The organism is Collimonas humicola, from assembly GCF_018304945.1.
GTDB classification, from domain to species: domain Bacteria; phylum Pseudomonadota; class Gammaproteobacteria; order Burkholderiales; family Burkholderiaceae_D; genus Collimonas; species Collimonas humicola.
Genome location: NZ_JAGQEE010000002.1, coordinates 332,903 through 359,902 on the forward strand (window position 1 = coordinate 332,903; position 27,000 = coordinate 359,902).

A 27,000-nucleotide genomic window follows, 5' to 3' on the forward strand; every position below is an offset into this window, starting at 1 on the left:
GTAAAAAAACTCTGACCCCACTTACACTTAACTTCTTATGCTGGCTTGAATGCCAGCAGCTGTGCCGATTCGCTTACCTGGTCGCCTACCGCGTACAGCAGTTCTTCGACCAGTCCATCGGCGGGGGCAGCGATGGTGTGTTCCATTTTCATCGCTTCCATGATCAGCAATGGTGCGCCTTTTTTCACCTGTTCGCCCTGGGTCACCAACAGCGCGACGATCTTGCCCGGCATCGGCGCGGTCAGGCGGCCGCCTTCGGCTTCGGCGTCGCCGGCGTGCAGCAGCGGATCGAGATAGCCCAGCGTGTGCTGGCTGCCGGCGTAAAACACGTGGAACTGCTCGCCTTCGCGCACCACGGTGCCGGCCACGGTGCGGTCGCCGAGGCTGATTTCAATCTCGTTGCCGGCTTGGTGCAGCACAGTCATCTGGCGGAAATTCTCGCCCTGCAGCTGCGCATGGTGCAGCAGCCAGCGCCCGCCTTCATACATGACGTCCAGCGCTTCGGGCTGGTCGCCGTCGGTAAAGGCCAGCCGGCGCTGCAGGTTGCTGTTCAGGCGCCAGCCGTCGGTGCTGGTCCAGGGATCGCTGCCGGCGTTCTTGACGGCATTGCGTTCCGACAGCAGCAGCGATGCCGCCGCCAGCGCCAGTATTTCGATCGCCACCGGCGCAGCAGCCGGAAACAGCGCGTCGTGATGGCGTTCGATCAGGCCAGTATCCAGGTCCGCTTGCGAAAATGCCTCGCTCTCGATCAAGCGCTGCAGGAATTTGACGTTGCTGGCGAGGCCGACGATCTGGTACTGCGCCAACGCGGTCGTCATCGCCGCCAGCGCCTGCTGCCGGTCCGTGCCCCAGACGATCAGCTTGGCGATCATCGGATCGTAGAACGGCGAAATGGCGTCGCCCTCGCGCACGCCGGAATCGATGCGCACGATGCTGCCGGCGGACTGGCTGACTTCAAACGTGCTTGCTGCCGGCGTACGCAGATGCCGCAGGGTGCCGATCGACGGCAGGAATCCCTTGTCCGGATTTTCCGCGTAGATGCGCGCTTCCAGCGCGTGGCCGCTCAGTTTCAGCTGATCCTGCTTCAGCGGCAACGACTGGCCGGAGGCAACCCGCAATTGCCATTCGACCAGATCGAGGCCGGTGATCATTTCCGTCACCGGATGCTCGACCTGCAAGCGCGTGTTCATTTCCATGAAATAGAAAGAACCGTCCTCGCCGTTGGAATAATCTGCGATGAACTCGACCGTACCGGCGCCGACATAGCCGACCGCCTTGGCCGCCGCCACCGCGGCTTCGCCCATGGCGCGCCTGCGTTCCGCCGTCATGCCCGGCGCCGGCGCTTCTTCCAGGACCTTTTGATGGCGCCGCTGCACCGAGCAGTCGCGCTCGAACAGGTAGACGCAGTCGCCCTGGCTGTCGGCAAATACCTGGATTTCGATGTGGCGCGGACGCGTCAGGTAGCGTTCCACCAGCACCTTGTCGTCGCCGAAGCTGTTGATCGCTTCGCGCTTGCAGGAAGCCAGCGCAGCCTTGAAATCGGCGCTTTGCTCAACGATGCGCATGCCCTTGCCGCCGCCGCCGGCGCTGGCCTTCAGCAGTACCGGATAGGTGATCTTGTCGGCTTCGCTCTGCAAAAATTCCGCATCCTGGTTGTCGCCATGATAGCCAGGCACCAGCGGCACCTTGGCCTTTTCCATCAAGGCCTTGGCGGCCGATTTCGAGCCCATGGCGGAAATCGCGCTGGCCGGCGGGCCGATGAACACCAGGCCGGCCTTGGCGCAGGCCTGCGCAAACTGCGCATTCTCGGACAGGAAGCCGTAGCCCGGATGAATGGCCTGCGCACCGGTGGCCAAAGCCACTTCGATGATCTTGTCGGCGCGCAGATAACTTTCCTTGGCCGCGGCCGGGCCGATCAGCACTGCCTCGTCGCATACCGCGACATGCTTGGCGCCGGCGTCGGCGTCGGAATAGACGGCCACGGTCTTGATGCCCATGCGCCGTGCGGTGGCTGCCACGCGGCAGGCGATCTCGCCGCGGTTGGCAATCAGGATTTTGGTAAACATGCGGTCTCCCCCTTTATATTTATTGTTTCTGGGTGTTGTTGGCGGCGGCGTCAGCGGTTACTTCGCAGCGCGCGTCGAACACCGAAGAGCGCGAATGCATGCCGAGTTTCTCCAGCAGGGCGCGGTCTTCTTCGACTTCCGGATTGCCGGTGGTGAGCAGCTTGTCGCCGTAGAAAATCGAGTTGGCGCCGGCCAGGAAGCACAGCGACTGGATCGCCTCGCCCATCTGGCGGCGGCCGGCCGACAGGCGCACGCGCGCCTTCGGCATGGTGATGCGCGCTACCGCGACGGTGCGCACGAATTCAAACAGATCGATCGGGTCGATGCCATGCAAAGGCGTACCTTCCACCTGCACCAGATTGTTGACCGGCACCGATTCCGGATACGGCTCCAGATTGGCCAGCTGCGCCACCAGGCCGGCGCGCTGCAGGCGCGATTCGCCCATGCCGACGATGCCGCCGCAGCAGACCTTGATGCCGGCGCCGCGCACGCTGTCGAGCGTGTCGAGGCGGTTCTGGTAATCGCGGGTGGTGATGATGTCGCCGTAGATTTCCGGCGCGGTGTCCAGGTTGTGGTTGTAGTAATCGAGGCCGGCGCCCTTCAGGCGCTCCGCCTGGCCTTCGCCCAGCATGCCCAGGGTGGCGCAGGTTTCCAGGCCGAGCGCCTTGACCTCACGCACCATTTCTTCGACCTTTTCCAGGTCGCGGTCCTTCGGCTCGCGCCATGCCGCGCCCATGCAGAAACGGGTGGCGCCGTGCGCCTTGGCCTGGCGCGCCGCTTCCAGCACGGTGTCCAGCGGCAGGATCTTTTGCGCGGTGACGCCGGTGTCGTAACGCGCCGCCTGCGGGCAGTAGCCGCAATCTTCCGGGCAGCCGCCGGTCTTGATCGACAGCAGCGTCGCCAGTTCGACTTCGTTAGGATCGAAATTTTCGCGATGCGTCTGCTGCGCCTTGAACATCAGTTCGTTGAACGGCAGGTTGAACAGTTCCAGCACCTTCTCTACCGGCCATTTGGCGTCTTCAGGGAACACCATAGGCTTGGCGGCTGGATGCAGTGTAATTGGTTGCGATGACATGATCAGACTTCCTTTGTATTGAGGGAATAGGTTTATTAAGAACGATTGCCGGCTGGCTCAGGCCATCCCGGCAAACTGGAAAAATTCAAATGGCTGGCCGCCGCCGCGGTCAGCGCCTTGGCCGGCAAGGCATCCATGCGCGGCACGTGGCCCAGCAGCGGCGCTTGAATGCGGCTGCTGAGCGCGGCGATATTGGCGTCGCCGTTGAGCATATGAGGATCGGCGGTGTTGGCGACCCAGCCGGCCAGGCGCAAGCCGCGCGCGGCGATCGCTTCCACCGTCAGCATGGCGTGGTTGATGCAGCCCAGCCGCAAGCCGACCACCAGCACCACCGGCAAGCCAAGCTGCTGCGCCAGGTCGGCGGTGTCTTCGCGCTCGTTGAGCGGCACGCGGAAGCCGCCGACGCCTTCGACCACCAGCGCATCGGCCTGCTCGGCCAGCTGTCGGTAACACGACAGGATATGCGCGACTTCGATGGTCCGGTTCTCTCGCGCCGCGGCGATATGCGGCGCGGTCGGCTGCTGCAGCAGAAACGGCGTGGTCAGTTCCTGCGGCAGCGCCACGCTGGCTTCCGCCGCCAGGATATCGGCATCGTCGTTATGCCAGACGCCGTCGCGCAATACGGCGCCGGCGGCCACCGGCTTCATGCCGACGCTGCGCACGCCGGTTTTTGTCAGCGCGTGCAACATAGCGCTGGCGATCAGCGTCTTGCCGATTTCAGTATCGGTGCCGGCGATGAACCAGGCGGCTTTTTCCTGCTTGCCGGCGACGTTATTCATGAGCGATCACGCTTTCAAAAACGGCGGCGGTGCGCGCGCCCAGCAAGGCGATTTCTTCGTCGTCCAGGATATACGGCGGCATCAGGTAGACGGTCTTGCCGATCGGCCGCATCAGCAATTCATGTTCCACCGCGCTGCTGAAAAAGCGCCGCGAAAATGTGGCTGCATGCGCCTTGCTGTCGATCACGGCGTCGAAAGCCCAGATCATGCCGCGCTGGCGGAAGTGCTTTACTTTCGGATGCTGCGCCAAAGGCGCCAATGCTGCCGTGATCTTTTGCGCGCGCAGGCGGTTGGCGTTGAGCACGTCGTCTTCCTCGAAGATCGCCAGCGTCGCCAGGGCGGCGCGGCAGGCCAGCGGGTTGCCGGTGTAGGAATGCGAATGCAGGAAGCCGCGCGCCACGTCGCTGTCGTAGAAGGCCTGGTAGATTTCATCGCGCGTCATCACCAGCGACAAGGGCAGGTAACCGCCGCTGATGCCTTTCGACAGGCAGAGGAAATCCGGCCACAATGGTGGCATACCCGGTGTTTCGCCAGGCAGCGCGGCCTGTTCGGAAGCGAAGAAAGTACCGGTGCGGCCGCAGCCGACCGCGATCTCGTCAAAGATCAGGTGCACTTTGTAGCGGTCGCACAAGGCGCGCAGCTCGCGCAGGTAAACCGGGTCGTGCATCGCCATGCCGGTGGCGCATTGCACCAGCGGCTCGATGATGACGGCGGCGATGTGGCTGGAGCGCTGCTGCAGCAATTTTTCCAGCACCGCGGCGGCGCGATGGGCGACGTCGGCGGCGCTTTCGCCGTCACGCGCGGCGCGCGCATCGGGCGAGGCCACCACATGCGCCTGCCGCAGCAGGGGGCCGTAGGCGTCGCGGAAAAGCGGCACGTCGGTGACTGCCAGCGCGCCGATGGTTTCGCCGTGGTAGCTGCCCTTGAGGCAGACGAATTCCTGCTTGTCGCCGTAGCCGGCATTGCGCCAGGCGTGGAAACTCATCTTCAACGCAATCTCGACCGCCGAAGCGCCGTCCGAGGCATAGAAGCAATGCCCCAGCACATGGCCGGTGCGCGCCGCCAGCTGTTCCGACAGCTGCACCACCGGTTCATGGGTAAAGCCGGCCAGCATCGCATGTTCCAGCTGGTCGAGCTGGTCCTTCAGGGCGGCATTGATGCGTGGATTGGCATGGCCAAACAGATTGACCCACCAGGAGCTGATCGCATCGAGGTAGCGCTTGCCGTCGGTGTCGTAAAGCCAGGCGCCGCGGCCGCGGCTGACCGGGATCAGCGGCACCGATTCATGGTGCTGCATTTGCGTGCACGGATGCCAGACGCTGTCCAGGCTGCGCCGGACCAGGTCCGGCTTGGGTACAGGTATATGCGCAGGTATATTTTTATTCAACGGTATTCCTTGCCATGCCGCCCGCATCAGCGCCGGCATGTTGCTTTGCCAGCACATGCAATGCGCTGATCAATTGATCTACTTGTTCGTTACTGTGCGCCGCCGACAGCGAGATGCGCAGGCGCGCCGTATCTTTCGGCACGGTGGGCGGCCGGATCGCCGGCACCCAGATGCCCTGCCCGCGCAAGCCTTCCATCAAGTCCAGCGCAAGCTGGTTGTCTTTTACGATCATGGCTTGCACCGCCGTTGCCGACGGCAGCAATGGCCATGGCAAGCTGGCCAGGCCGTTGCGCAAGCGCGCGATCAGCTGCTGCAGATGCTGCTGCCGCCAGTCTTCCGTCTGCATCAGCCGGACTGCCGCCAGCAAGGCGCTGGCCAGCAGCGGCGGACTGGCGGTCGTGAAGACATAAGTACGGGCGCGCTGCAGCAGCCATTCTATCAAGGTCGCGTCGCCGGCGACAAAGGCGCCGGCCACGCCGGCAGCCTTGCCCAGCGTCCCCATGTACACGATGCGTTGCGACTTCAGGCCGAAATGGGCGACGCTGCCGCGCCCTTGCGGCCCCAGCACGCCGAAGCCGTGGGCGTCGTCGACCAGCAGCCAGGCGTCGTATTTCTCGCACAGGGCCAGCAGTTCAGGCAGCGGTGCGATGTCGCCGTCCATGCTGAAAATGGCGTCGGTAACCACCAGCTTGCGCGGATGCGCGCTCTTTGCCAGCAGCTGTTCCAGCCGCGCCACATCGTTGTGCGGATAAACACGGAACTGGGCGCCGGACAGGCGGGCGCCGTCGATCAGGCAAGCGTGGTTCAGCCTGTCCGAAAACACGATGTCGCCGGCGCCGACCAGCGCCGGGATGGTTCCCATATTGGCCATGTAGCCGGTGGAGAAATGCAGCGCGCGCGGCATGCCGACGAAATCGGCCAGCGCCTCCTCCAGCTCTTCCACCACGCTGGTATGGCCGCTGATCAGCGCCGACGCGCTGGCGCCGACGCCGTACTTGTCCAGCCCCGCCTGTGCCGCCGCATGCAGGGCGGGATGATTGGCCAGGCCGAGATAATCGTTATTGCAGAAAGCCAGGTACTGGCGGCCGTCGACCTCCAGCAAGGGCCCCTGCGGACCGTCGACGATGCGGCGCTTGCGCAGCAGCTTTTGCTCTTGCAGCGCATCCAGCTGGGCGCGGATCTGGTTCAGCAGCTCAGGCATGGACTGGCTTTCACTTCGGCTTCCACTGCCGGCGTACTTGCCGCCTGCGCTGGATGCGCGAATTGCAAGGGCAAGGCGTTCAGGCTGCGGTAGACGGCATTGCCGCCCCACGACTGCGTGGCGCCGGCCAGCCGCAACTGCGGCAAGCGCCGCATCACGCTGCGCATGGCGATTTCCGCTTCCAGGTAAGTCAGCGTGGCGCCGATGCAGACATGCGGGCCGTAGCCGAAGGACAGATGGGCGCCCTCGTTGCGCCGGATGTCGAGCCGGTCCGGCTCGCTGAACTTGGCCGGATCGCGGTTGGCGGCGCCGATCAGCGGGATCACCAGGTCGCCCTTTTTCATTATCTTGCCATGCATCTCGACGTCGACCTTGAGGCGGCGGCCGGTGTATTGCACCGGGCTGTCGAACCGCAGCAATTCCTTCAGCGCCGACGGCAGCAGCGCCGGATCGGCTTGCAGCGCTTGCCATTGCCGAGGATGCTGCAGCAGCGCCAGCATGCCGTTGCCGAGCAGGTTGCGGGTGGTTTCATGGCCGGCGAACAGCAGGGTGCAGCATTGCGCCAGCAATTCCTTGGTGGTGATGATGCCGCCCGTCGCTTCCGCGCGGATCAGCTGGCTCATCAGGTCGTCGCCCAGGGCCGCGCGCCGTTGCGGCAGCAGCTGGCGGAAATACTCGTTCATCGCGATCAGGCTGACCTGCGCCGCGCGGGCAATCTCCAGGGTCGGCGTCGGGCTGCCGATGAAGGCCGCGATATCGTCGGACCAGGCGACGAATTCGCTGCGGTCTTCGGCGGCGATGCCGAGCATGCCGGCGATTACCAGGGCTGGCAGCGGACGGGCAAAATCGCGCATAAAATCAAACTGCGCAAACTGCCCGGATGGCGTGGCGGCAGCTTTTGCCAGTACCTGATCCAGCAAACGGTCGACAATGGTTTGTATCTGTGGCGCCAGTTCTTGCAATGCCGCCGGCTTGAAGCCGGCATTCATCACCTGCCGCAGGCGGGTGTGCTGCGGGGCGTCGACGAACAGCAGCGAGCGCGAAAAGATGCGCTTGAATTCGCGCAGCTCGGTCAGCGCCTCCGGCCCGCTGCTGTTGGCCCAGCCGCCGGCGCGGCGCACCGAGAAGCGCGGATCGCGCAGCACGCCGGCGACATCGGCGTGGCCGGTCAGCAGCCAGGCGCCGCCGCAAAATTCCGGGCTCCAATGCAGCGCGCCCTCGGCACGCAGGGCGTGGTAGGCGGGATAGGGATCTTGCAAAAAAGCTTCGTTAATCATTTGTCATCCGCATTTAATCTCTTTCCTGGCACTTGCTTCCTCAAAATCGCCAGTGCAAGGACGAGATTGTATGTGATCGCGCCGCAATCACTGCAGCCAGGACGGTTTACGCTTCTCCAGGAAGGCGCGTACGCCCTCCCGCCCTTCGGCGGAAGCACGGATTCTCGCAATCTCTTCGACGGTGTCGGCGATCATGGTTTCGCTCAGCGGCTGCCCGGCAATCGCGCGCACCAGGCGCTTGGCTTCGCTGACCGCGTTCGGACTTGCCGCCAACAAGGCCTTGAGCAGCAGGTTGACGTTGTCATCGAGTTTTTCCGCCGTGCTGACTTCATGCACCAGGCCGAGGCGCTGGGCGGTCTCGGCGGAGAAGCGTTCGGCGGTAATAAAGTAACGGCGCGCGGCCGACTCGCCGATGGACTTGATGACATAAGGCGAAATGGTCGCCGGGATCAGGCCGATTTTCACTTCCGACAGGCAAAACTGCGCTGTTTCGACGGCCACCACGATATCACAGGCGGCAACCAGTCCGAGGCCGCCGGCGTAGCAGTCGCCTTGCACCCGAGCAACTACGGGCTTGGGGCATTGGTAAATAGTGCGCAGCATGCTTGCCAGCTGTGCCGCGTCGGCACGGTTCTGCTCCGGCGTGTAATCCGCCATCGCCTTCATCCAGTTGAGGTCGCCGCCGGCGCAGAATGCCGGACCGTCCGCCGCCAGCATGATCGCCCGCACCTGCTCGCTGCGCCCCAGTTCCAGGAAGGCATGGGTAATCTCGGCAATCATGGTTTCATTGAAGGCGTTACGCACTTCCGGCCGGTTGAGCACGATGGTGGCAACCTGCCCTGCCTGTTGTACTGCTAAAGTCTGATAAGTCACTGTTTGATCTCCGTTGGCTGAATCGCTACAGCCCAATAAATAAAAACGCCTTCCGGACCTGCATCGCAAGCAACCGGTACGGCAAAATATCTCTGCATCATTTACCCGCCGGCTCCGCGGCAAACCCTACCCGGTCCAGGAAGGCGGCCACCACCGGCGCCCAGACCTTGGTCCCGGAGGAGAACAGGAAATGTCCGTTCTTGCCGAATGGCGGCAGCAATTTGTATTCGGCCTGGCCGCCCGCCTTGACGAAGGCCGTATGCCACTGCTGGCTGTATTGCGGCCCGAAGAACAAGTCGTTCTCGGTGTAGACCCACAGCATCGGCGCCTTGCTGGTCTTGCCGAATTCGGCATACATGCTCTCCAGCTTGCCTCCCTGGCAAGGCACGCCGGGATGCTTGTCCGGGTCGCCGCCGGCGCCGCCGGCAAAATTGATCGCCGCCACCAGGCCCGGCGGCATGCGGGCAGCCGTCGCGGTGGTGGTAAAACCGCCTACCGATTGACCGACCAGCAGCACGCGCTCGGGATTGACGTATGGCTGGCGCCTGGCGTAGTCGAGTACTGCCAGCACTTCCTCACTGGCTGCCGCGGCCATCGGCGCATAGTCCTTCTGGTTGCAGCCGCCGCTTTCCTCCGGATCAGGGTCGACGCCGGTATCGCCATAGCCAAGCCGGGTCGGCACGAACACGGCAAAGCCGCGCTCGGTGAAGAAACGCACCTGCTGCGTATAGCGGAAACGAGGCGGCTTGGAGCGGTCGGTAGCGCTGCGGCCGTGATTGATGATCGCCAGCGGGAAAGGCCCGGCGCCGGCCGGCTTGAATTGCGTGACGATGATGTCGCCGCTGACGCTGCGGCCGTAGAAATTCTTGACCGTCACCGGCAGCCTGGCGACGGTTTCATTCAGATCCTGCGCCAGCGGCTGTCCCGCAGCGTGGCTAAACCAGACGCACAGGCACAGGCCCGCGCAAACCGCGGCAAAAGACGCGGTCCGCCGGCTTTGTGAGCGTATGGATTTATCCATGATCATTCAATCGTTTGCCTGTCATTCGCCTTGCAGAGCGCGGCTGGCCGGCGCGTTCGGTTGCTGCAACTGGCTTGCCGCCGCGCCAGGGTGATACACCACGGCGTTATCGACCGCGTACAACTGGCAGTTTTTAGCACCGTGGTTATAGCAGTTCTGCAAAGCCCGCAGGGCCGGATCCCGTGACACGCTCGGGTCAGGCGGCGTGCCCCAGGATTGCCACACGAAGCCGTCCTCCGCCACCACAAAAGCGCGCGGACCGGTCCTGGTCAGCCACAGCTGGTATACCTCGCGGCCACGCTGGTCCAGGAACGGCACTTGCTGCACGTCGTTGATATCAGCGTAGCCGGACGCCGGCGGCATCAGCCGCGGCGGCGCCGCTACCGCATTGCCACCGTAACCGCGCTCAACCTTGGCCAGCTTGGCCTTGAGATCGACCACCGAGCGCGTCATGCCGGCATGACATTCATACTGGGTGGTGCTATCCATGACCGTCAGATGGTCGTAGAAACTGACGATCCCGACCACGGCATTGGCGCCGTTGCTGCGTGCCTGCTTGGCCAGATCGATCACGGCATTTTGCAAAGCCATTCTGCAGACCGCGGCATCGTCGGTGGAGATGGTGCGGTAGTTGGGCTTGGCCTCTCCCCTGGCGAAAACCTCTTGCGACAGCACGGCCGCGCCGTCCGGCACGGCAGAGCCGAAACCGATCGACAGATCGCTGCCGAGCGCCTGCTGCACCGCGCGCTGCGAAACGGCCTCGCTCAGCGGCATCAGCATCTTGGTATTGCGCGCCTGTGCTGCCGTCGGCACAAAGGCATTTGCCAGCAGGCAGACGAGTGCCGGAACCAGATAAGGCTTCTTGACAATTTTGCGCATGTTTATTTTTATCCCTGTTTTATTTGCTGACTAATTTGCCGGCCATTTACATCCGGAACACACCGAACCTGGTGTCTGCGATCGGCGCATTCAAAGCGGCGCTCAAACCCAGGCCCAATACCCGGCGCGTATCGGCCGGATCGATCACGCCGTCGTCCCACAGGCGCGCCGAAGCGTAATACGGATGGCCCTGGTGCTCGTACTGGTCGCGGATCGGCTTCTTGAATGCTTCTTCCTCCTCGGCGCTCCAGCTGCCGCCCTTGCCTTCGATGCCGTCGCGCTTGACGGTAGCCAGCACGCCAGCGGCCTGCTCGCCGCCCATCACTGAAATGCGGGCGTTAGGCCACATCCACAGGAAGCGCGGCGAGTAGGCGCGGCCGCACATGCCGTAGTTGCCGGCGCCGAAGCTGCCGCCGATGATCACGGTCAGCTTCGGCACGGAAGTGGTCGCCACCGCGGTCACCATCTTGGCGCCGTTGCGGGCGATGCCTTCGTTTTCGTAGCGGCGGCCGACCATGAAGCCGGTGATGTTTTGCAGGAACACCAGCGGAATCTTGCGCTGGGAGCAGAGTTCGATGAAGTGCGTGCCCTTCAGGGCCGCTTCGGAAAACAGGATGCCGTTGTTGGCGATGATGCCGACCGGCATGCCGTAGATGTGCGCGAAGCCGCAGATCAGCGTAGTGCCGTAGCGCGCCTTGAATTCATCGAATTCGCTGCCGTCGACCACGCGCGCGATCACTTCGCGCACGTCGAAAGGCTTGCGGGTGTCGACCGGAATCACGCCGTACAGTTCGTGCGCCGGATATTTCGGCTCCACCACCGGGCGCAGCAGCGGGCCCTGCGGCTTTTGCCGGTTCAGGTTGGAGACGATGGTGCGCGCCAGCGACAGCGCGTGCATATCGTTCTGCGCCAGGTGATCGGCCACGCCGGACAGGCGGGTGTGGACATCGCCGCCGCCCAGGTCTTCGGCGCTGACGACTTCACCGGTGGCCGCTTTCACCAGCGGCGGTCCGGCCAGGAAAATCGTGCCCTGGTTCTTGACGATGATCGATTCGTCGCTCATCGCCGGCACATAGGCGCCGCCGGCGGTGCACGAACCCATCACCACGGCGATCTGCGGAATCCCTTTGGCTGACAGGTTGGCCTGGTTGTAGAAGATGCGGCCGAAATGGTCGCGGTCGGGGAAGACTTCGTCCTGGTTGGGCAGGTTGGCGCCGCCGCTGTCGACCAGGTAGATGCAAGGCAGGTTGTTCTGCTCGGCGATTTCCTGCGCCCGCAAGTGCTTCTTGACGCTGAGCGGATAGTAAGTGCCCCCCTTGACCGTGGCGTCATTGCACACCACCACGCATTCCTGGCCGGCGATGCGGCCGATGCCGGTGATCACGCCGGCGGCCGGCGCGGCGTCGCTGCCGTCCTTGTCCTTGTAGACGTGGTAGGCGGCCAGCTGGGAAAACTCCATGAAGGGCGTGCCGGGATCGAGCAGCATCTGCACCCGGTCGCGCGGCAGCAATTTGCCGCGCGCCACATGCTTGCTGCGCGCCGCCTCGCCGCCGCCTTCAGCGATCTGCGCGACTTTCTGGCGCAGGTCGTCGACCAGCAGGTTGAGGGCGCTGGCGTTTTGCTGGAATTCTTCGCTGCGTGGATTCAGCTTGCTTTCTAACTGGGGCATTGCAATGTCCTTTTATAAATCTGGTGTCTCTGATGTTGTCGTGGAATACGGTGCTCAGGCTGTGCTCATGCGGTGCGGATATCGTTGAGATGCAGCTCGTCCTTCATCGCTTCGCGGATCTTGAATTTCTGTATCTTGCCGGTGACGGTCATTGGGAAAGCCGCGACGAAGCGGATGTAGCGCGGCACCTTGTAGTAAGCGATCTGTCCCTGGCAAAAATCGCGTATGGCTTGTTCATCCGCACTCTGGCCGGGACGCAGGATGATCCAGGCGCACAATTCCTCGCCGTATTTCGGGTCCGGCACGCCGACCACCTGCACATCCTGCACAGCCGGGTGGCGGTACAGGAATTCTTCTATCTCGCGCGGGTAGATGTTCTCGCCGCCGCGTATCACCATGTCCTTCATGCGGCCGACGATGTTGACGTAGCCTTCCGCATCCATCACGGCCAGGTCGCCGGTGTGCATCCAGCCTTCGGCGTCGATCGCTTCGCGCGTCTTGTCGGCATCGCCCCAGTAGCCGTGCATCACCGAATAGCCGTGCGTGCAGAGTTCGCCGGAACTGCCGATAGGCATGATGGCGCCGGATTCCGGATCGATGATCTTTACCTGCAGATGCGGCTGCACCGTGCCGACCGTCGACACCCGCTTCTCCAGCGGCGTATCGGTCATGCTTTGACAGCTGACAGGGCTGGTTTCGGTCATGCCGTAGGCAATCGTGATCTGCGCCAGGTGCATGTCGCGCACCACCCGTTTCATCACTTCGATCGGACAGGGCGAGCCGGCCATGATCCCGGTGCGCAAGGTCGACAAGTCGAATTCGGCAAAGCGCGGATGGTCGAGCTCGGCAATGAACATGGTCGGCACGCCGTGCAAGCCGGTGCAGCGCTCTTCCTGCACCGCCTGCAGCACCGCGAGCGGCTCGAAACCGTCATTCGGATAGACGATGGCTGCGCCGTGCGTCAGGCAGGCCAAATTGCCCAGCACCATGCCGAAGCAGTGATACAGCGGCACCGGGATGCACAGGCGGTCGGCGGCGGTCAGCTTCATCGCTTCGCCGATGAAAAAGCCGTTGTTCAGGATATTGCGGTGGGTCAGCGTCGCGCCCTTGGGAAAGCCTGTGGTGCCGCTGGTGAACTGGATATTGATCGGATCGGTTGCGCGCAAGCCGGCGCCGATTGCCGCCAGCTGCGGGTCGGCCGCATCGCCGCCGGCGATCAGGTCGGCGAAACGCAGCATGCCGGGCACGGCATCGCTGCCGAGCTGGATCACGGTTTTCAGGGTCGGCAGCCGCGCGGCCTGCAAAGCGCCCGGTTGTGCAGCCGCCAGCTCCGGCGCCACGGTGCGTATCATTTCCAGGTAGTCGCTGGTCTTGAAGCTGGTCATCGAGATCAATGCTTTGCAGCCGACATTGTTGAGCGCATATTCCAGCTCGCTGACGCGGTAGGCCGGATTGATATTCACCAGGACGATGCCGGCATAGGCGGTCGCCAGCTGCGTCAGCAGCCACTCGGCGTTGTTGTGCGACCAGATGCCGACGCGGTCGCCCGGCTGCAGGCCGAGCTTGAGCATGGCGCTGGCCAGGCGCCGCGCTTCATGCTGCAGCTGGCGGTAGCTGAAACGGATGTTCTGATGGCGCGACACCAGCGCGTCGTTGTCCGGAACCTGCGCTGCCATGCCGTCGAAAAACGCGCCTATGGTCTGCTCGATCAGCGGCGTATCCTGGCTGCCGCGAGCCATGCTCGAATTCAATTGCGTCATGATCTGTCTCCTGTTTGCCTTGCTTATATTTCCCGGGCTTGTTTTATTATTTCTCGGGAAAACTGCCATCGACATAAAACCAGCGCGATACGCCCGCCGCATCAGGCTCACGCACAAAACGGCTGACCTCGTGCAGGCGATGGGCGCGGCCATCGATCTTGTAGCGCGCCACAAATTCAACCGTTGCGCTGTTGCCCTCCGCCTCGTGCCTGCGCACATCCAATCCCAGCCATTTCAAGCCGGCTTCCGCCGCGACCGGCTCCTGCGGCCTGCTGCTGGCATGCCAGGTCGCTTGCAGATAAGCGCCGTTGTCCATCACATAGGCGCTATAGCGCGAGCGCATCAGCGCCAGCGCCGTCGGCGCCGCTTCCTTGCCCGCGTGATAGCGGCCGCAGCATTGCGCGTATTTGCCGCCGCCGCAAGGGCAGTCTACGATTGCAGCTGTCAAATCTTGCCATCCCGCATGAATGCTTCGAGCTGATCGAAACGGTCGAAACCCCAGAACGCTTCGCCGTCGACGATCACGAACGGCGAGCCGAACACGCCGCGCGCCATGGCCAGGTCGACTTCGGCTTTCAGCTGGTTCTTGATCGGCAGGCTGTTGATGCCGTCCATCAGGCCGGTGGTGTCGATGCCGCTGCGATGGCCGACTTCCAGCAGGTGCATCGGTTCGCCGATATTGATGCCGTCGACAAAATACGCCTGGTAAATCTGCTTGGCGAATTTGCTGGCCTTGTCCTCCCCTTGCTTGCCGCGCACCCACAGCACGGCGCGCGCCGCAGCCTGGGTCGAGATCGGGAAAGCGCTCGGGCGGCTGTAGGGAATGCCATGGAAACGCGCGCTGCGCTCGAAATCGTGGAACGAGTAATCGCCCTTGATCGGCACCTGCGGCAAAGGCACCGAACCGGTGGTCTTGAACACCGGGCCGAGCAGGATCGGATGCCATTCGACATCGCGCTTGTATTTCGCCGCCAGTTCATCGATGCGGGTGGCAGCGAAGTAACCGTAGGGGGATGAAAAATCAAAGTAGAAATCGATTGCTGCGGCCATCTTTTATACCTTCATTGTTTAAATCGCAATTCATGAAGTCGAATAACAAAGATCAGCGTGAATCTGCGGCAATGCCACGCAATGCCACGAATAAACGCTGATCTTTTGCTGCTTGCTACCGTGCTGCGTGAACTACATCCTGCGTGCGCGAACTATCAGACCAGTTCAACGGCAATCGCGGTGCCTTCGCCGCCGCCGATGCACAGCGACGCGACGCCGCGCTTGAGGCCCTTGGCCTTCAGCGCGCCCAGCAGCGTGACGATGATGCGCGCGCCGGAAGCGCCGATAGGATGGCCGAGGGCGCAAGCGCCGCCGTGGACGTTGATCTTGTCGTGCGGGATGTCGTGTTCTTTCATGGCGGCCATCGGCACCACGGCGAACGCTTCATTGACTTCATACAGATCGACGTCGCTGTTCTTCCAGCCGACTTTCTTGTACAGCTTTTCAATCGCGCCGACCGGTGCGGTGGTGAACCATTCCGGTTCCTGCGAGTGGCTGGCGTGGCCGAGGATGCGGGCAATCGGCGTGCAGCCGAGTTTCTTGGCGGTCGATTCGCGCATCAGCACCAGCGCCGCGGCGCCATCGTTGATCGAGGACGAGGAAGCGGCGGTGATGGTGCCGTCTTTCTTGAACGCCGCGCGCAGCGACGGGATCTTGTCGATCTTGGCCTTTTGCGGGCCTTCATCCTTGTCGATCACCACTTCGCCGGCACGGCTGGCGACTGTCACCGGGGCGATTTCCCATTTGAAGGAACCGTCGGCGGTAGCGGCCTGGGCGCGCTGCACCGAAGCGATGGCGAAGGCGTCCTGGTCGGCGCGGCTGAAATGGTATTTGGCGGCGCATTCTTCGCCGAAAGTACCCATCGAACGGCCGCCGCCGGTTTCGCCCTTGGAATAGGCATCTTCCAGGCCGTCCAGCATCATGTGGTCGAAAATCATGCCGTGGCCGATGCGATAGCCGCCGCGCGCTTTCGGGATCAGGTAAGGCGCATTGGTCATCGATTCCATGCCGCCCGCGACCACGACTTCGTTAGTCCCTGCCAGCAGGGAATCGACACCGAACATGGTCGCTTGCATGGCTGAACCGCATACCTTGGAGATGGTGGCGGCATTGGTGCCGACCGGCAGGCCGGCCTTGATGGTTGCCTGGCGCGCCGGCGCCTGGCCCTGGCCCGCCTGCAGCACATTGCCGAACAACACGGCGTCGACTTGTTCCGGCTTCAGGCCGGCGCGCTCTACCGCGGCCTTGATCGCCACGGCGCCCAAGTCGCTGGCGGTCAACGCCGCAAAATCACCCTGAAACGCACCCATTGGAGTACGTGCTGCACCGACGATAACGATTGGGTCATTCATGTTGCTTCTCCAGATTACGACAACTTGTCGGCCGCTGCGGCTGCCACTTTGATCCGCGTTGTCCGCTTACGGCCTTGCTGCCTGGTTGGTTAAAAATAATGCGATTGACTACGGTGTCTGTATTGCTGCCTGTATTGCTGCTTGCGTTGCCTGATTACCGGGCTTATAGGTGAAACGGCATTCCTGCGGATAAGGAAAGACATCGTCGAAATGCCCTTCCTGTATGTGCTGCTTGCGTTGCTGCCAATATTGCTGGGTTAGCAAATCGGCATGATGCTTGATAAAGTACTTCTTCACGTTTGGATTTCCGAGAAGAAATACTCCGAACTGTTCTGGAAAGACATCGTTTTTGGCGATCGCATACCAGGGTTCGGCCGACATTTCATCTTCTTCATTGCGCGGCTGCGGGATCACGCGGAAATTGCAGTCGGTAATGTATTCAATCTCATCATAGTCGTAAAACACGACACGGTTGTGACGCGTCACGCCAAAATTTTTGTACAGCATGTCGCCCGGAAAGATATTCGCGGCGACCAGTTCCTTGATGGCGTTGCCGTACTCGGTAATGCCATGTTCCAGCGCCGCCTGGTCGTCGTTCTGCTCGGCGTTGCTGAGGTAGATATTCAGCGGCACCATGCGCCGCTCTATATACAGGTGCTTGATGATGATCTCGTCGCCGTCTTCTTCCACCACCGAGGGCGCCACCTGCTTCAGCTCGGCCAGCAGTTCGTCGGCGAAGCGCGCGCGCGGGAAGGCCACGCTGGAGTATTCCAGGGTATCGGCCATGCGGCCGACGCGGTCATGATGTTTGACCAGCAGGTATTTTTCCTTGACCAGGGCATTGGTGGTTTCCTTCGGCGCCGGGAAAAAGTCTTTGATGACCTTGAACACATAGGGAAACGAAGGCAAGGCGAACACCACCATCACCAGTCCGCGGATGCCGGGAGCGATCTCGAAATGGTCCGAGGAATGGCGCAGATGGCGCAGGAAATCGCGGTAGAACAGCGCCTTGCCGAGCTTTTGCAAACCCAGGATGGTGTAGATCTCGCTGCGCGGCTTGTTCGGCAGCAGGCTGCGCAGGAACTGCACGTAGGCTGACGGCACTTCCATGTCGACCATGAAATAGGCGCGCGTGAAGGAAAACAGGATGGTCAGGATCTTGCTGTCGAACAGCACCGCGTCCAGCGCCAGCTTGCCGTCGCGGTCGTGCAGGATGGGCACCACGAAGGGATATTCGCGCGGGCCGTTGATCATCTTGCCGACCACATAGGCGCCCTTGTTGCGGTAGAACGCGTTCGACAAGACCTGGATCTGGTGGTTCGGCTCCAGCGGCGTGTCGCCGAAGGCCTGGCGGATGCGCTCTTCGGCCAGCGCGACGTCGCGGTCGAGGTCGGCGAACGGCCGCTGCAGCTGCAAATTGGTAATTAAACGCTTGAGCGTATAGTGCAGGCCGTCCTTGGCCGGGTAATACACGCGGTAGGTCGGCAGCGCTTCGTCGGTGTCGATGTATTCGGTCGACACTGCCGGCCGCACGAAGATGAAATCGTTGTGGAAATAGGTGCGGTGCAGGATGTTGCAGCAGACCGAATTGAAGAAGGTTTCCGCCAGCTCGGGCTGCTTGTGATAAGTCAGCATGCCGATATAGTGCAGCTTTACTTCGCGCCAGACTTCGTCGGTCAGGTCGCCCTGGTCGTATTCGTCTTCCAGCGCCTGCACGCATTCGCGCACCCGCGCATCGTAGAAACCGATGCGTTCGCGCGCCGCCAGCTGGGCGGTTTTCCAGTCGGCGTCTTCAAAATGCTGCTTGGCTAATTGGCTGGCCGCGCGGAACAAACGGTAATGCTTGTCGAAACCGTCCAAAATCATGCGCGCAGTATCGAAAGCGATCTGCGACGACAATAATTTCGGAAAGTTTCCAGACGTGATCACAGCGAGAACCGTTCCTTCCAGCCAGCCAGCATCGCCAGGCTGACGCCGATGCCGCCGCAGACCACGATCAGCGGCCTTTTGTAAGGCGCCAGCACCGGCAGGTTCTCATACGCCACCGCCAGCGCCGCGCCGCAAGCCGGCTCCACCAGGATGCGCATCTGGTCGGCGAACTGCAGCGCGGCCGAAACTGCCTGGGCATCGCTGACCACCACGCTGTGGACTTCATGGCGCTGGGTCCAGGCGAAACATTCGGCGGCTACGCGCTTGGCGGCCAGGGTCGATGCAATCGAGGTAATCGCCGGCAGGCTCACCAGTTCGCCCGCGCGCACCGCGGCGTTGAGCGAGGCGGCGCCATCGGTTTCCGCCGCAATCAGCGGGATGTGCGCCAGACCGTTGCAATGCAGGCCGCTCAGCACGCCGCTCATCAGGCCGCCGCCGCCCACCGAGCACACGACGACGTCGAAGTCGACGCCCTGCTCGCGCGCCTGCTGCACCGCTTCGTCTATCATGGTGGCGTTGCCGTCCCAGATATCGGGATGGTCGAAAGGCGGGATGTAGACACTGCCGGGCTGCTCGCACAGTTGCAGCGCCAGCTGGTTGGCTTCGTCCCAGACCGCGCCGTGCACGATCACCTCGGCGCCGATGTCGCGGATGCGCTGGCAGACCGCGGCGGCAGTGGTTTCAGGGACGACGATGGTGGTCTTGACGCCGAGCGCGGCGCCGGCGAAGGCAGCGGCAAAGCCGGCATTGCCGCCGGACGGGCACACCAGGCAGCTGGCGCCGGCGGCAACCGCGCGCTGGCACAGCAGGCCGATGCCGCGCAGCTTGAAGGAGCCGGCCGGCTGGGTGTTTTCCATCTTCAGCAACACCTGCTTATCGAGTGCGACGGAGAGTTGCGGATGTCGCAGTAATGCGGTGTGAATATGCAGTGAAGTCATGTTCTTGACGCTGTTGCCTTTTTTTCAATTGTGCCATCAATCAGCGGGAGTTGCATAAGGTATATGCTTACGAGCAAATTGAGAATCCCTGCGCCGTCCAGGCGAACCGGACTAGGCGTCCCCAACTAGGCGTCCCCGACTAGGCGTCCCCATCATTCCCGCGAACGCGGGAATCCATTTTAAATCCGTAACCTGGATCCCCGCGTTCGCGGGGATGACGGGCTGACGAGGCGGGGTCGCCTGGACGGCATCCTTAGAGCTCACTGAAACTTAACCCGTAATTGGTTACATTGTCTCCGCAAACAACTCCCGGCCGATCAGCATGCGGCGGATTTCGCTGGTGCCGGCGCCGATTTCATACAGCTTGGCGTCGCGCCACAGGCGTCCCACCGGATATTCGTTGATGTAGCCGTTGCCGCCCAGCGCCTGGATCGCTTCGCCTGCCATCCAGGTGGCTTTTTCCGCCGAATACAGGATCGCGCCGGCGGCATCCTTGCGCAGGGCGCGGGCCGCAGCCGGCGACGTGGCGCGGTCGCAGGCCTGGCCCACCGCGTATACATAGGCCTTGCAAGCCATCATGGTCGAATACATATCGGCCAGCTTGCCCTGCATCAGCTGGAATTCGCCGATGGATTGGCCGAACTGCTTGCGATCATGCACGTAAGGGACCACCACATCCAGGCACGCCTGCATGATGCCAAGCGGGCCGCCGGACAGAACGGTGCGCTCGTAATCCAGGCCGGACATCAGGACGTTGACGCCCTTGCCGAGGCCGCCCATCACGTTTTCGGCTGGCACTTCGCAATCCTGGAACACCAGCTCGCCGGTGTGCGAACCGCGCATGCCCAGCTTGTCCAGCTTTTGCGCAACGCTGAAGCCCTTGAAACCCTTTTCGATCAGGAAAGCGGTCATGCCGCGCGCGCCGGCTTCCAGATCGGTCTTGGCGTACACCACCAGCACATCGGCGTCGGGGCCGTTGGTGATCCACATCTTGCTGCCGTTGAGGATATAGTGGTCGCCTTTGAGTTCGGCGCGCAGCTTCATGCTGACGACATCGGAGCCGGCGTTCGGCTCGGACATCGCCAACGCGCCGACATGTTCGCCGGAGATCAGCTTCGGCAGGTATTTGGCTTTTTGCTCGGGACTGCCATTGCGCTTGATCTGGTTCACGCACAGGTTCGAATGGGCGCCGTAGGACAAGCCGATCGAGGCCGAAGCGCGCGAGATTTCTTCCATGGCGATGATGTGCGCCAGGTAGCCCATGCCGCTGCCGCCGTATTCTTCTTCCGCGGTGATGCCGAGCACGCCGAGGCCGCCCATTTTCTTCCACAGGTCCATGGGAAACTGGTCGCTGCGGTCGATCTCGGCGGCGCGCGGGGCGATTTCCACGGCGGCGAATTCCTGGATAGCGCTGCGTAAAGCGTCGATGTCTTCGCCGTGATCGAACGTCAAACCTGGTAAATGGATCATGTTGTCTCCTTCGTTATTCTTGCAAGTTGTGTAATCGGGAATCGGTGGTAATGACGGAATAGCAATTTCAGTCCTTGTGGCCGGCAGCCGCCAGCACAGCGTGATCGCTCAACTGGCCGCTGTCCAGCAAGCGCCGGCATTCATCCTCATGGGCGGTGATTTCTTCCAGCGTGACTTCGATGTCTTCGCGCTGCTGCTCCAGGTGTTCGCGATGACGGGCCAGCACCTGCAGGAACAATTCCAGCTGCGGCGCCGAATCCTTGGGCGAATCGTACATGTCGACCAGGCTCTTGATTTCCGACAGCGTCAGGCCCAGGCGCTTGCCGCGCAGGGTCAGTTTCAGGCGGGTGCGCTCGCGCCCGGCATACACCCGGTTGCGGCCGCCGGCGCCATCCCGCTTCGGGCTCAGCAAACCCTGGTCCTCATAGAAACGGATCGCCCGCGGGGTAATATCGAATTCGCGCGCTAGTTCGGTGATGGTGTAGGTCGGCATGGTCAGAAAGTCATCAGGGAACAAAAATACTGGTTTAGATACAGTGGCAGTTAACGTTAACGTAAAGCACATTGTAGGCGCGCTGACGGAAAATGAAAACACCGAAAAACTACTGGCTTTCCTAAAGTGACGCAGAAGTTGGCATTACTGTCATAGAAGGCGAGATTTTTGCCGAGATAAATTGCGGCGGGCCGGAATTGACGCAACGCGGCGAGTTGACGGTCCTAAACCGACTGGCCCGAACGCGGCATTCGCAATCGGGACAGTGTGCACATAGTTGCAAAAATCGCCAATTTTGCCCAGCCCCCGAAATATAGAAACAGGGAGTGGCTGCCCCCCCTGTGAAGAATGACAGGTAGATATAACTCAACAAGCATGCGAGCATTCAAGCATTTGATTGTCCACGCTCAACACTGGGAGACTCGCATGACGACCACAGCGTTACAAGCAGGTGCATCAAGCATCCAGAGCGAGGCCTTCACGATTCTGTCCAATCAGCCATGGCAGAGCACGGGCGTGACGATACCGCCCTTCGTGGAGGTCATGATCGCTTACCAGAACGGCTTGTGGACAGCGGATCCGGATACCAATGGCGGCAAGCCGTATGATGCGGCGGGCTGCCCCAACTTGCTGGTTCCGAACGATCAGACCAACTATCCGATTACGGGCGTGCAAATGGGTGCGCTGGTCGGGCGCCTCAACGGCGGGGCGCCTTTCCTGATCGGCAACGGGCCTTACGCGATCATTTCGGCAGCGGGCGGAGCGCTTGACCTGTGCATCAACGATGATCTCACCGGCCGATACGGCGCCGGCTTGAGGGACAACAGAGGAAGCGTGAATGTATTCATCTATCCGACGAACACACCGCCGGACACCGGCACGCCGCTCGCGCGCGATCCAGCGCAGACCTCTCCCGCCGTACCCGCCAGCCAGCTCGGCGGGCTGAGCCAGCTGATCGGCACTTGGACCAACCAGAATCTGGGAGGCTCGAACCAGGGCGGCCCGCAAGCGCCGTTTTCCTACAACGTCATGCCCCTGCCCCAGGTCGATCCAAGCTCGCCCACCGGCTACATTCTCAAGAACTTCACTTACTATGAGGAACTGAGCTTCACCGCGATCCACGGCAATGCGCCCAATCGCGGCGGAATCGGCCAGCAGGTAGCCTATGCGCTGTTCTATGAGCAGCGCGTGTATTTCGCCGAGGGGCCGAACAAGGATGCGTTGATCCACGCCGAAAACGGTTCGCTGCTCTTGCTGCTCGATTCCGCCCAGCCGCTCGGCCCTTACGGCAACGGCGACCGCGACGGCTTGGGCAATCAGCTCGTGAAGAATAGCGTCCCGCCCACCCAGCAATACAACCTGGTCAAGCAGGTGTCGGTACCCCATGGCAATTCCATCCTGGCCTTGGGCGCATATAGCCAAGCCAATGCAGGACTCGGGGTACCGCCGATTCCGTCGGTCTCGCCCTTGCCCCAAGGCATTCCCACCGTGCAGTATACGGTGGATGATCCGGTGACCAACCCGCAACCCGGCCTGACCGCCAATCCGAACCAGGTGCTGGTCAATGCGCTCCTGCTGCGGCCTTGCACCAACTTCCTGCACTTGAGCATGAGCACGGCCAACGGCACTGGCGCGGTCACCAATATCGGCTACGAGCAGCAGCATGCGAACGTCAGCCGCTATGATTTCAACTATTGGCTCGAATCGTTCGACGGCAGCGACAATTACACGCAGCTGCAATACAGCCAGACCATCACGCTGCAGATTCCGATCAACGGTAAGACCGTTTCCTTCCCGCACGTGACGGCCAACACCTTGACCAAGGTGAAGGGCAGTTGATGCGGCAGCCCGGTCCTCGCCTGCGCGGGGGACCGGGTGCGCGGCCTAAGGCATTGTCAGACCACCGAATGTGACGCATCCAGCGTCCACCGTTCGACGAAGAATCCCGCTTCCAGCCAGGGCCCGCGCACTTGATCGCGCCACGAGCGTTTGACTTCTTCCAAATCGCGCCCGGTTTCGGCGGCAACCTGCTCCAGGGCAGTCGGCACGTGCATCGTCTGCTGCATCAGCGAGAGGAAACGATGGTGCTGGGGTGTGATGGGGTAAGTGTGGGTCAGGAAATCGCGGCGCAAGATCACGGCATTGGAGGGCCGGGCGGCGGGAAAAGGCGGCGATCGTTCCGCGCGCACCTCGTGGTAGTACCAAGCGACCGGGTAGCCATGACGGACCAGGGCCAGACAGGGCTGGAGGACCAGGGCCTCGTCGTCGGCGGTTGTGTCCGGCCACAGTTTCCCTTCATGGCCGGGGGCGTCGAACAGGCGGTATAGCTCGCGTTCGTACCCGGCCAGGTCGACCATGAAGTCGATCCAGGTCTCGCGCCGCTCGGCCGGCTCGCCGCGATCCGGGCGGTTGTCTTCGATCCATTGCGGGAAGCGCTTGCCCAGTTCGTACAGCGTATGGCTTTCGGATGGGCAGTCGCGCAGGTACTCGTCGGCGAAATCGGCGAACAGCTGCGCCCCGATCGCATGGCAGCTTGCGGGAAACTGCTCTTTCAGACATGTCCGCAGACGCTGGATGTAGCTGCGCTGATAGATCGCCAGGCAGCCCGAGGCCGACAGCTTGGGGCCCGGCAAGACGGCTGCGGCGAGGGCGGCGGCGTCCACGTCGCCGGGGGTAATCAGCGCATCGAGCATCCAGTGCTGCAGCCGCTGCAGGCGGTCCGGGGCTGGGGTCATGGCGGGTACAGGGCGCTACTGCCCATAATCCTGGGCACGAGAAAATCCACCGGCGTGGACAGGGCCTCCGCGGTGTCGGATTGCGACTGCGAGGGCGGCATGGCCGAGGTGGAGGTGTCGCCGTGGAGCACCTTTTGCGCCAGCATCAATTCCGCGTGCACACGCTCGAACGGCGGAACGTCGCCGTCCCATTCGAGCAGAGTGGCGGCGCCGCCGCTGCGCTGCCAAGCCTTGCGAAACAGCTGCCATACGGCGTCGCAGACCGGCCTGTCGTGGGTGTCGACGATGTGCGTGCCGCAGTGCTGATGGCCGGCCAGGTGCAGTTGCACGACGCGCTTGAAGGGAAAGCGCTCCAGGTAGTCCCATGGGTCGGTGCCGGCATTGAAACAGCTGACGTAGACGTTGTTGACGTCGAGCAGCAGCCAGCAACCCGTGGCGCGGCACAGTTCGCCGAGAAACGCGGGCTCGTCGATGCTCGAGTCGCGAAAGCGCATATAGGTGCTGGGATTTTCCAGAACCAGGGGGCGGCCCAGCAACTCCTGCGCCTGGGCCACGCGCGCAATGACGTGCGCCAGCGTGTCCTGGTTCAAAGGCAGCGGCAGCAGGTCGTGGCTGTTGATGCCTTGCATGCCGCTCCAGCACAAGTGGTCGCTGACCCAGCGCGGCGACACTTCGTCGGCCAGCTGGCGCAGGCGCGCGAGATAGGATCGGTTCAGCGGATCGGTGCTGCCTATCGACAGCGACACGCCGTGCAGCGCGATCGGATAGCGTTCGGCGATCCGGCGCAGGACAGCGCGCGGTCGTCCGCCGGAATCCATGAAATTCTCCGAGATGGCCTCGAACCAATCGACCTTCGGCCACTCAGCGAGGATGTGGTCGAAGTGGACGTTGCGTAGTCCGAGGCCAAGACCAAGTCGCGGCATGGGCGACAACGCGCCGGCGTCTTCCCCCTTTGCCGGTTGTGGGGCTAGGCCGCGCAACTACCCGCTCCGCTCATGCCGCTGGAGCCACATGCCGTCACGCCGACACCGCTCTCCGTGAACCAGGCAAAGGTCGGTCCGTTGGCAAACAGCTCCGGGTGCGGCGGAGCCGGCAATGCGGTGGGGTCAAGCCCATTCGCCTTGGCGATCGCCGGCCAACGTTTTTCCAGGAACACTTGGCGCGCGCGCAACCATACGCCCTGCCCCTTGTTCGGGCCGTCAGTGCTGAAGCGTTCTGCGTTGATCGGCGTCGCACAGGAACCCAATGACCGGCAGGCGTTGCCACCGGGGTTATTCTGTTCTTCGGCGTCTCCATAAAGGCCGCAACCGCCTTGGTATTTGCAATTGTTCAACACACGACAGGAGTGGTCGGCTGTGCTGGAGCAATAACCTTGTCCGGCGCAAGCGTTTTGCACCATTTGGCCCTGCTGATTCGGGTGTCCCGCCGGGCCGAATCGGTCCTGGCCCCTACAGCTATTGAGCCCCATGCACGTGTGGGGGTCGAAGGCGCCCACCGGCGGACTGGCCGGAAACTTGGGAACATTGGCGTAGGGGTTGTTCGTCGGCGGGGTGTTGGGTATCGCGTTTGACCAATAGCTGCTCACGTCAGGCAGGGACACTCCCTTGCTGTTGGTAATGTAGTCTTGCGACAACCAAGCGAAACCGGGACTGCTGCTAGCCATCTTATTGCCGAGCGCGACCAGATTTGCATACGCTTGGTCGCGGGTGCCTAAATTGTAATTCTCGAATGTCGGCGCAAGATTCTTTCCGGCGAACTGACCGCCATCGATCGACAACTTCGCCATTTGCTGGACCAGCTTATCGAGAATCCAGATCATGGAGAGGTGCAGCGCCTGGTTGAAATAGCGCTTCTGTTCCTGGCTAGGTACCAGAAAAATGGTCTCGCTCAGGATCAACATGTACTGGAACAGGCCATTGCAAAAATTCGAGATGTCCTGCGGGTTGGCAGGGTAATGGATGTTCTTTTTCAGAAGGCAGGCTGGGTAGTCGGCCGTCTTGGGATTGCTCGGGAAATGGAAGACAACGGCGGACAGATCGCTGGCCGAAAACTGCGTCGCTGCCGCCGCTGGGGGGGCCGGCTGTGCGGCCAGCGGCTGCGAAGCCGAGGGGTAGCCCTGCAATTGCGATTGCAGAGTGAGGAATTTGTAGTAGTGCGACAGTTCCATCTTTTTCGAGTCGTCCCACTGCGTACTGTTGCTGCCTTCTCCTTGCTCAGTCACGGTATCGATGGCGTGCAGGGCGCTCTTCTTGTCTTGAATCGTCAAGAGTTCGGTGCGACCTGCGTGGCTGTCCGAGGCATTGGCATACCGTGCCTGGCTTGCCGCCGAGCCCGCCTGTGCAGGAGGGTTGGACGCGTTGAAGTTCGCCGCGGGAAAGACGGCGTCGATATTGCCGGAAGCGTAATTGCTCGGCTGAATCTGTTGCGCGCGGGCGCCGTGGTTGAAATCAGCATCGACCAATTTATCGCACGCGATCAGACAGCGAATGTAGGCGTATACCTGACCCAGAGTCTGCCAATTGTCATCCTCGGGAATGGCGTCGGAGGTTTCGGGATACTCGATCTCCAAAAATTGCCAAAGCTGCGCGAATGAGAATGGCGCCAACGGGATGAGGAGGGGATTGCCATCGGGGCCATCTGTGGCGTGATCGAGCAAGTTTGTCGGATAACTGCCGGGCGCATTCAGGTAAAGCTGAGGACAGCCCCCCACCGAATACAGAATATTGCTCGACAGCGACATATGCAGCATTTCTTCGACCGCAACGCTCATGATGCGCCCGCCCGCCTGATTGGCGAACAATGCCGCCGCAGAATAATTCGTCACCGACGGCGGATTCGCGTTGCCGGCTGTCCGGTCGAGCGAATAATAGCTATAGAGATAAATTGGAATGGTCGACAATTCGACCTTGATCGCCACCTGCAACAGCGACTGCAGCTTCGCCAGCAAGGTATCGTGAGTCCACTCAGGGTTCGTATTGAATTTGTGAACCAGCGCTTTTTCCGCTGGAGTGAGCCTCGGCAATGCAGTGGCCGTATTCGTCATGAT

General features: G+C 62.0%; 22 protein-coding genes. 1 reads left to right on the forward strand and 21 read right to left on the reverse strand.

What is annotated here, in order from left to right:
• Positions 1-35 precede the first annotated feature (35 nt).
• From KHU30_RS25720 to KHU30_RS10315, 18 genes are all read right to left on the reverse strand, one after another.
• A complete protein-coding gene (locus KHU30_RS25720) occupies positions 36-2,066 on the reverse strand; it encodes an acetyl/propionyl/methylcrotonyl-CoA carboxylase subunit alpha (RefSeq protein ID WP_211442547.1) in 2,031 nt (676 codons plus the stop codon).
• Positions 2,067-2,085: 19 nt separating this feature from the next.
• Complete coding sequence (bioB, locus tag KHU30_RS10235) at positions 2,086-3,141, reverse strand: biotin synthase BioB (RefSeq protein ID WP_211442548.1); 1,056 nt, start codon at positions 3,139-3,141, stop codon at positions 2,086-2,088.
• A gap of 35 nt (positions 3,142-3,176) precedes the next feature.
• Complete coding sequence (gene bioD, locus KHU30_RS10240; protein WP_211442549.1) at positions 3,177-3,920, reverse strand: dethiobiotin synthase; 744 nt, start codon at positions 3,918-3,920, stop codon at positions 3,177-3,179.
• A complete protein-coding gene (gene bioA, locus KHU30_RS10245; protein WP_230411123.1) occupies positions 3,913-5,307 on the reverse strand; it encodes an adenosylmethionine--8-amino-7-oxononanoate transaminase in 1,395 nt (464 codons plus the stop codon). Before bioA ends, bioD begins: the two co-directional genes overlap by 8 nt.
• The gene (bioF, locus tag KHU30_RS10250; RefSeq protein ID WP_211442550.1) at positions 5,300-6,508 is read right to left on the reverse strand and encodes an 8-amino-7-oxononanoate synthase; all 1,209 of its coding nucleotides are present in this window, start codon (positions 6,506-6,508) and stop codon (positions 5,300-5,302) included. The genes bioA and bioF overlap by 8 nt, the downstream gene beginning before the upstream one ends.
• Positions 6,493-7,785, reverse strand: coding sequence for a cytochrome P450 (locus KHU30_RS10255; protein WP_211442551.1), 1,293 nt, complete (start codon positions 7,783-7,785; stop codon positions 6,493-6,495). Before KHU30_RS10255 ends, bioF begins: the two co-directional genes overlap by 16 nt.
• 87 nt (positions 7,786-7,872) lie before the next feature.
• Positions 7,873-8,658: an enoyl-CoA hydratase/isomerase family protein gene (locus KHU30_RS10260; RefSeq protein ID WP_211442552.1), complete on the reverse strand. Its 786-nt coding sequence runs from the start codon at positions 8,656-8,658 to the stop codon at positions 7,873-7,875.
• A 97-nt stretch (positions 8,659-8,755) separates the two neighbouring features.
• Complete coding sequence (locus tag KHU30_RS10265; RefSeq protein ID WP_211442553.1) at positions 8,756-9,679, reverse strand: alpha/beta hydrolase family protein; 924 nt, start codon at positions 9,677-9,679, stop codon at positions 8,756-8,758.
• Positions 9,680-9,700: 21 nt separating this feature from the next.
• The gene (locus KHU30_RS10270; protein WP_211442554.1) at positions 9,701-10,558 is read right to left on the reverse strand and encodes a hypothetical protein; all 858 of its coding nucleotides are present in this window, start codon (positions 10,556-10,558) and stop codon (positions 9,701-9,703) included.
• Between the two features lie 46 nt (positions 10,559-10,604).
• Complete coding sequence (locus KHU30_RS10275) at positions 10,605-12,227, reverse strand: carboxyl transferase domain-containing protein (RefSeq protein ID WP_211442555.1); 1,623 nt, start codon at positions 12,225-12,227, stop codon at positions 10,605-10,607.
• Positions 12,228-12,292: 65 nt separating this feature from the next.
• Entirely contained in the window at positions 12,293-13,987 is a 1,695-nt protein-coding gene (locus KHU30_RS10280) for an AMP-binding protein (protein WP_211442556.1), read from the reverse strand.
• A 46-nt stretch (positions 13,988-14,033) separates the two neighbouring features.
• Positions 14,034-14,435 (reverse strand): YchJ family protein, encoded by a 402-nt coding sequence (locus tag KHU30_RS10285; protein WP_230427307.1) that lies wholly within the window; start codon positions 14,433-14,435, stop codon positions 14,034-14,036.
• Entirely contained in the window at positions 14,432-15,037 is a 606-nt protein-coding gene (locus tag KHU30_RS10290) for a 2-hydroxychromene-2-carboxylate isomerase (RefSeq protein ID WP_211442557.1), read from the reverse strand. Before KHU30_RS10290 ends, KHU30_RS10285 begins: the two co-directional genes overlap by 4 nt.
• A 155-nt stretch (positions 15,038-15,192) precedes the next feature.
• Entirely contained in the window at positions 15,193-16,389 is a 1,197-nt protein-coding gene (locus KHU30_RS10295; RefSeq protein ID WP_211442558.1) for an acetyl-CoA C-acetyltransferase, read from the reverse strand.
• Between the two features lie 108 nt (positions 16,390-16,497).
• Positions 16,498-18,315, reverse strand: a complete 1,818-nt coding sequence (aceK, locus tag KHU30_RS10300; protein ID WP_211442796.1) for a bifunctional isocitrate dehydrogenase kinase/phosphatase — start codon at positions 18,313-18,315, stop codon at positions 16,498-16,500.
• Positions 18,315-19,256 carry a pyridoxal-phosphate dependent enzyme gene (locus tag KHU30_RS10305; protein WP_211442559.1) on the reverse strand — a complete coding sequence of 314 codons (942 nt, stop codon included), beginning with the start codon at positions 19,254-19,256 and terminating at the stop codon, positions 18,315-18,317. The genes aceK and KHU30_RS10305 overlap by 1 nt, the downstream gene beginning before the upstream one ends.
• A gap of 285 nt (positions 19,257-19,541) precedes the next feature.
• Complete coding sequence (locus tag KHU30_RS10310; protein WP_211442560.1) at positions 19,542-20,726, reverse strand: isovaleryl-CoA dehydrogenase; 1,185 nt, start codon at positions 20,724-20,726, stop codon at positions 19,542-19,544.
• Positions 20,727-20,793: 67 nt separating this feature from the next.
• On the reverse strand, positions 20,794-21,219 hold the full coding sequence (locus tag KHU30_RS10315; RefSeq protein ID WP_211442797.1) for a MerR family transcriptional regulator: 426 nt from the start codon (positions 21,217-21,219) through the stop codon (positions 20,794-20,796).
• A gap of 426 nt (positions 21,220-21,645) precedes the next feature.
• Here KHU30_RS10315 and KHU30_RS10320 point away from each other — a divergent pair, with 426 nt between their 5' ends.
• Positions 21,646-23,058: a heme-binding protein gene (locus KHU30_RS10320; RefSeq protein ID WP_211442561.1), complete on the forward strand. Its 1,413-nt coding sequence runs from the start codon at positions 21,646-21,648 to the stop codon at positions 23,056-23,058.
• Positions 23,059-23,114: 56 nt separating this feature from the next.
• Here KHU30_RS10320 and KHU30_RS10325 read toward each other — a convergent pair whose 3' ends face one another.
• Genes KHU30_RS10325 through KHU30_RS10335 form a run of 3 tightly spaced genes read right to left on the reverse strand, consistent with a single transcriptional unit; the run spans position 23,115 to position 26,997 of the window.
• The gene (locus KHU30_RS10325; protein ID WP_211442562.1) at positions 23,115-23,954 is read right to left on the reverse strand and encodes an HvfC/BufC N-terminal domain-containing protein; all 840 of its coding nucleotides are present in this window, start codon (positions 23,952-23,954) and stop codon (positions 23,115-23,117) included.
• On the reverse strand, positions 23,951-24,877 hold the full coding sequence (bufB, locus tag KHU30_RS10330) for an MNIO family bufferin maturase (RefSeq protein ID WP_211442563.1): 927 nt from the start codon (positions 24,875-24,877) through the stop codon (positions 23,951-23,953). Before bufB ends, KHU30_RS10325 begins: the two co-directional genes overlap by 4 nt.
• A gap of 44 nt (positions 24,878-24,921) precedes the next feature.
• Entirely contained in the window at positions 24,922-26,997 is a 2,076-nt protein-coding gene (locus tag KHU30_RS10335; protein ID WP_211442564.1) for a ferritin-like protein, read from the reverse strand.
• Positions 26,998-27,000 lie beyond the last annotated feature (3 nt).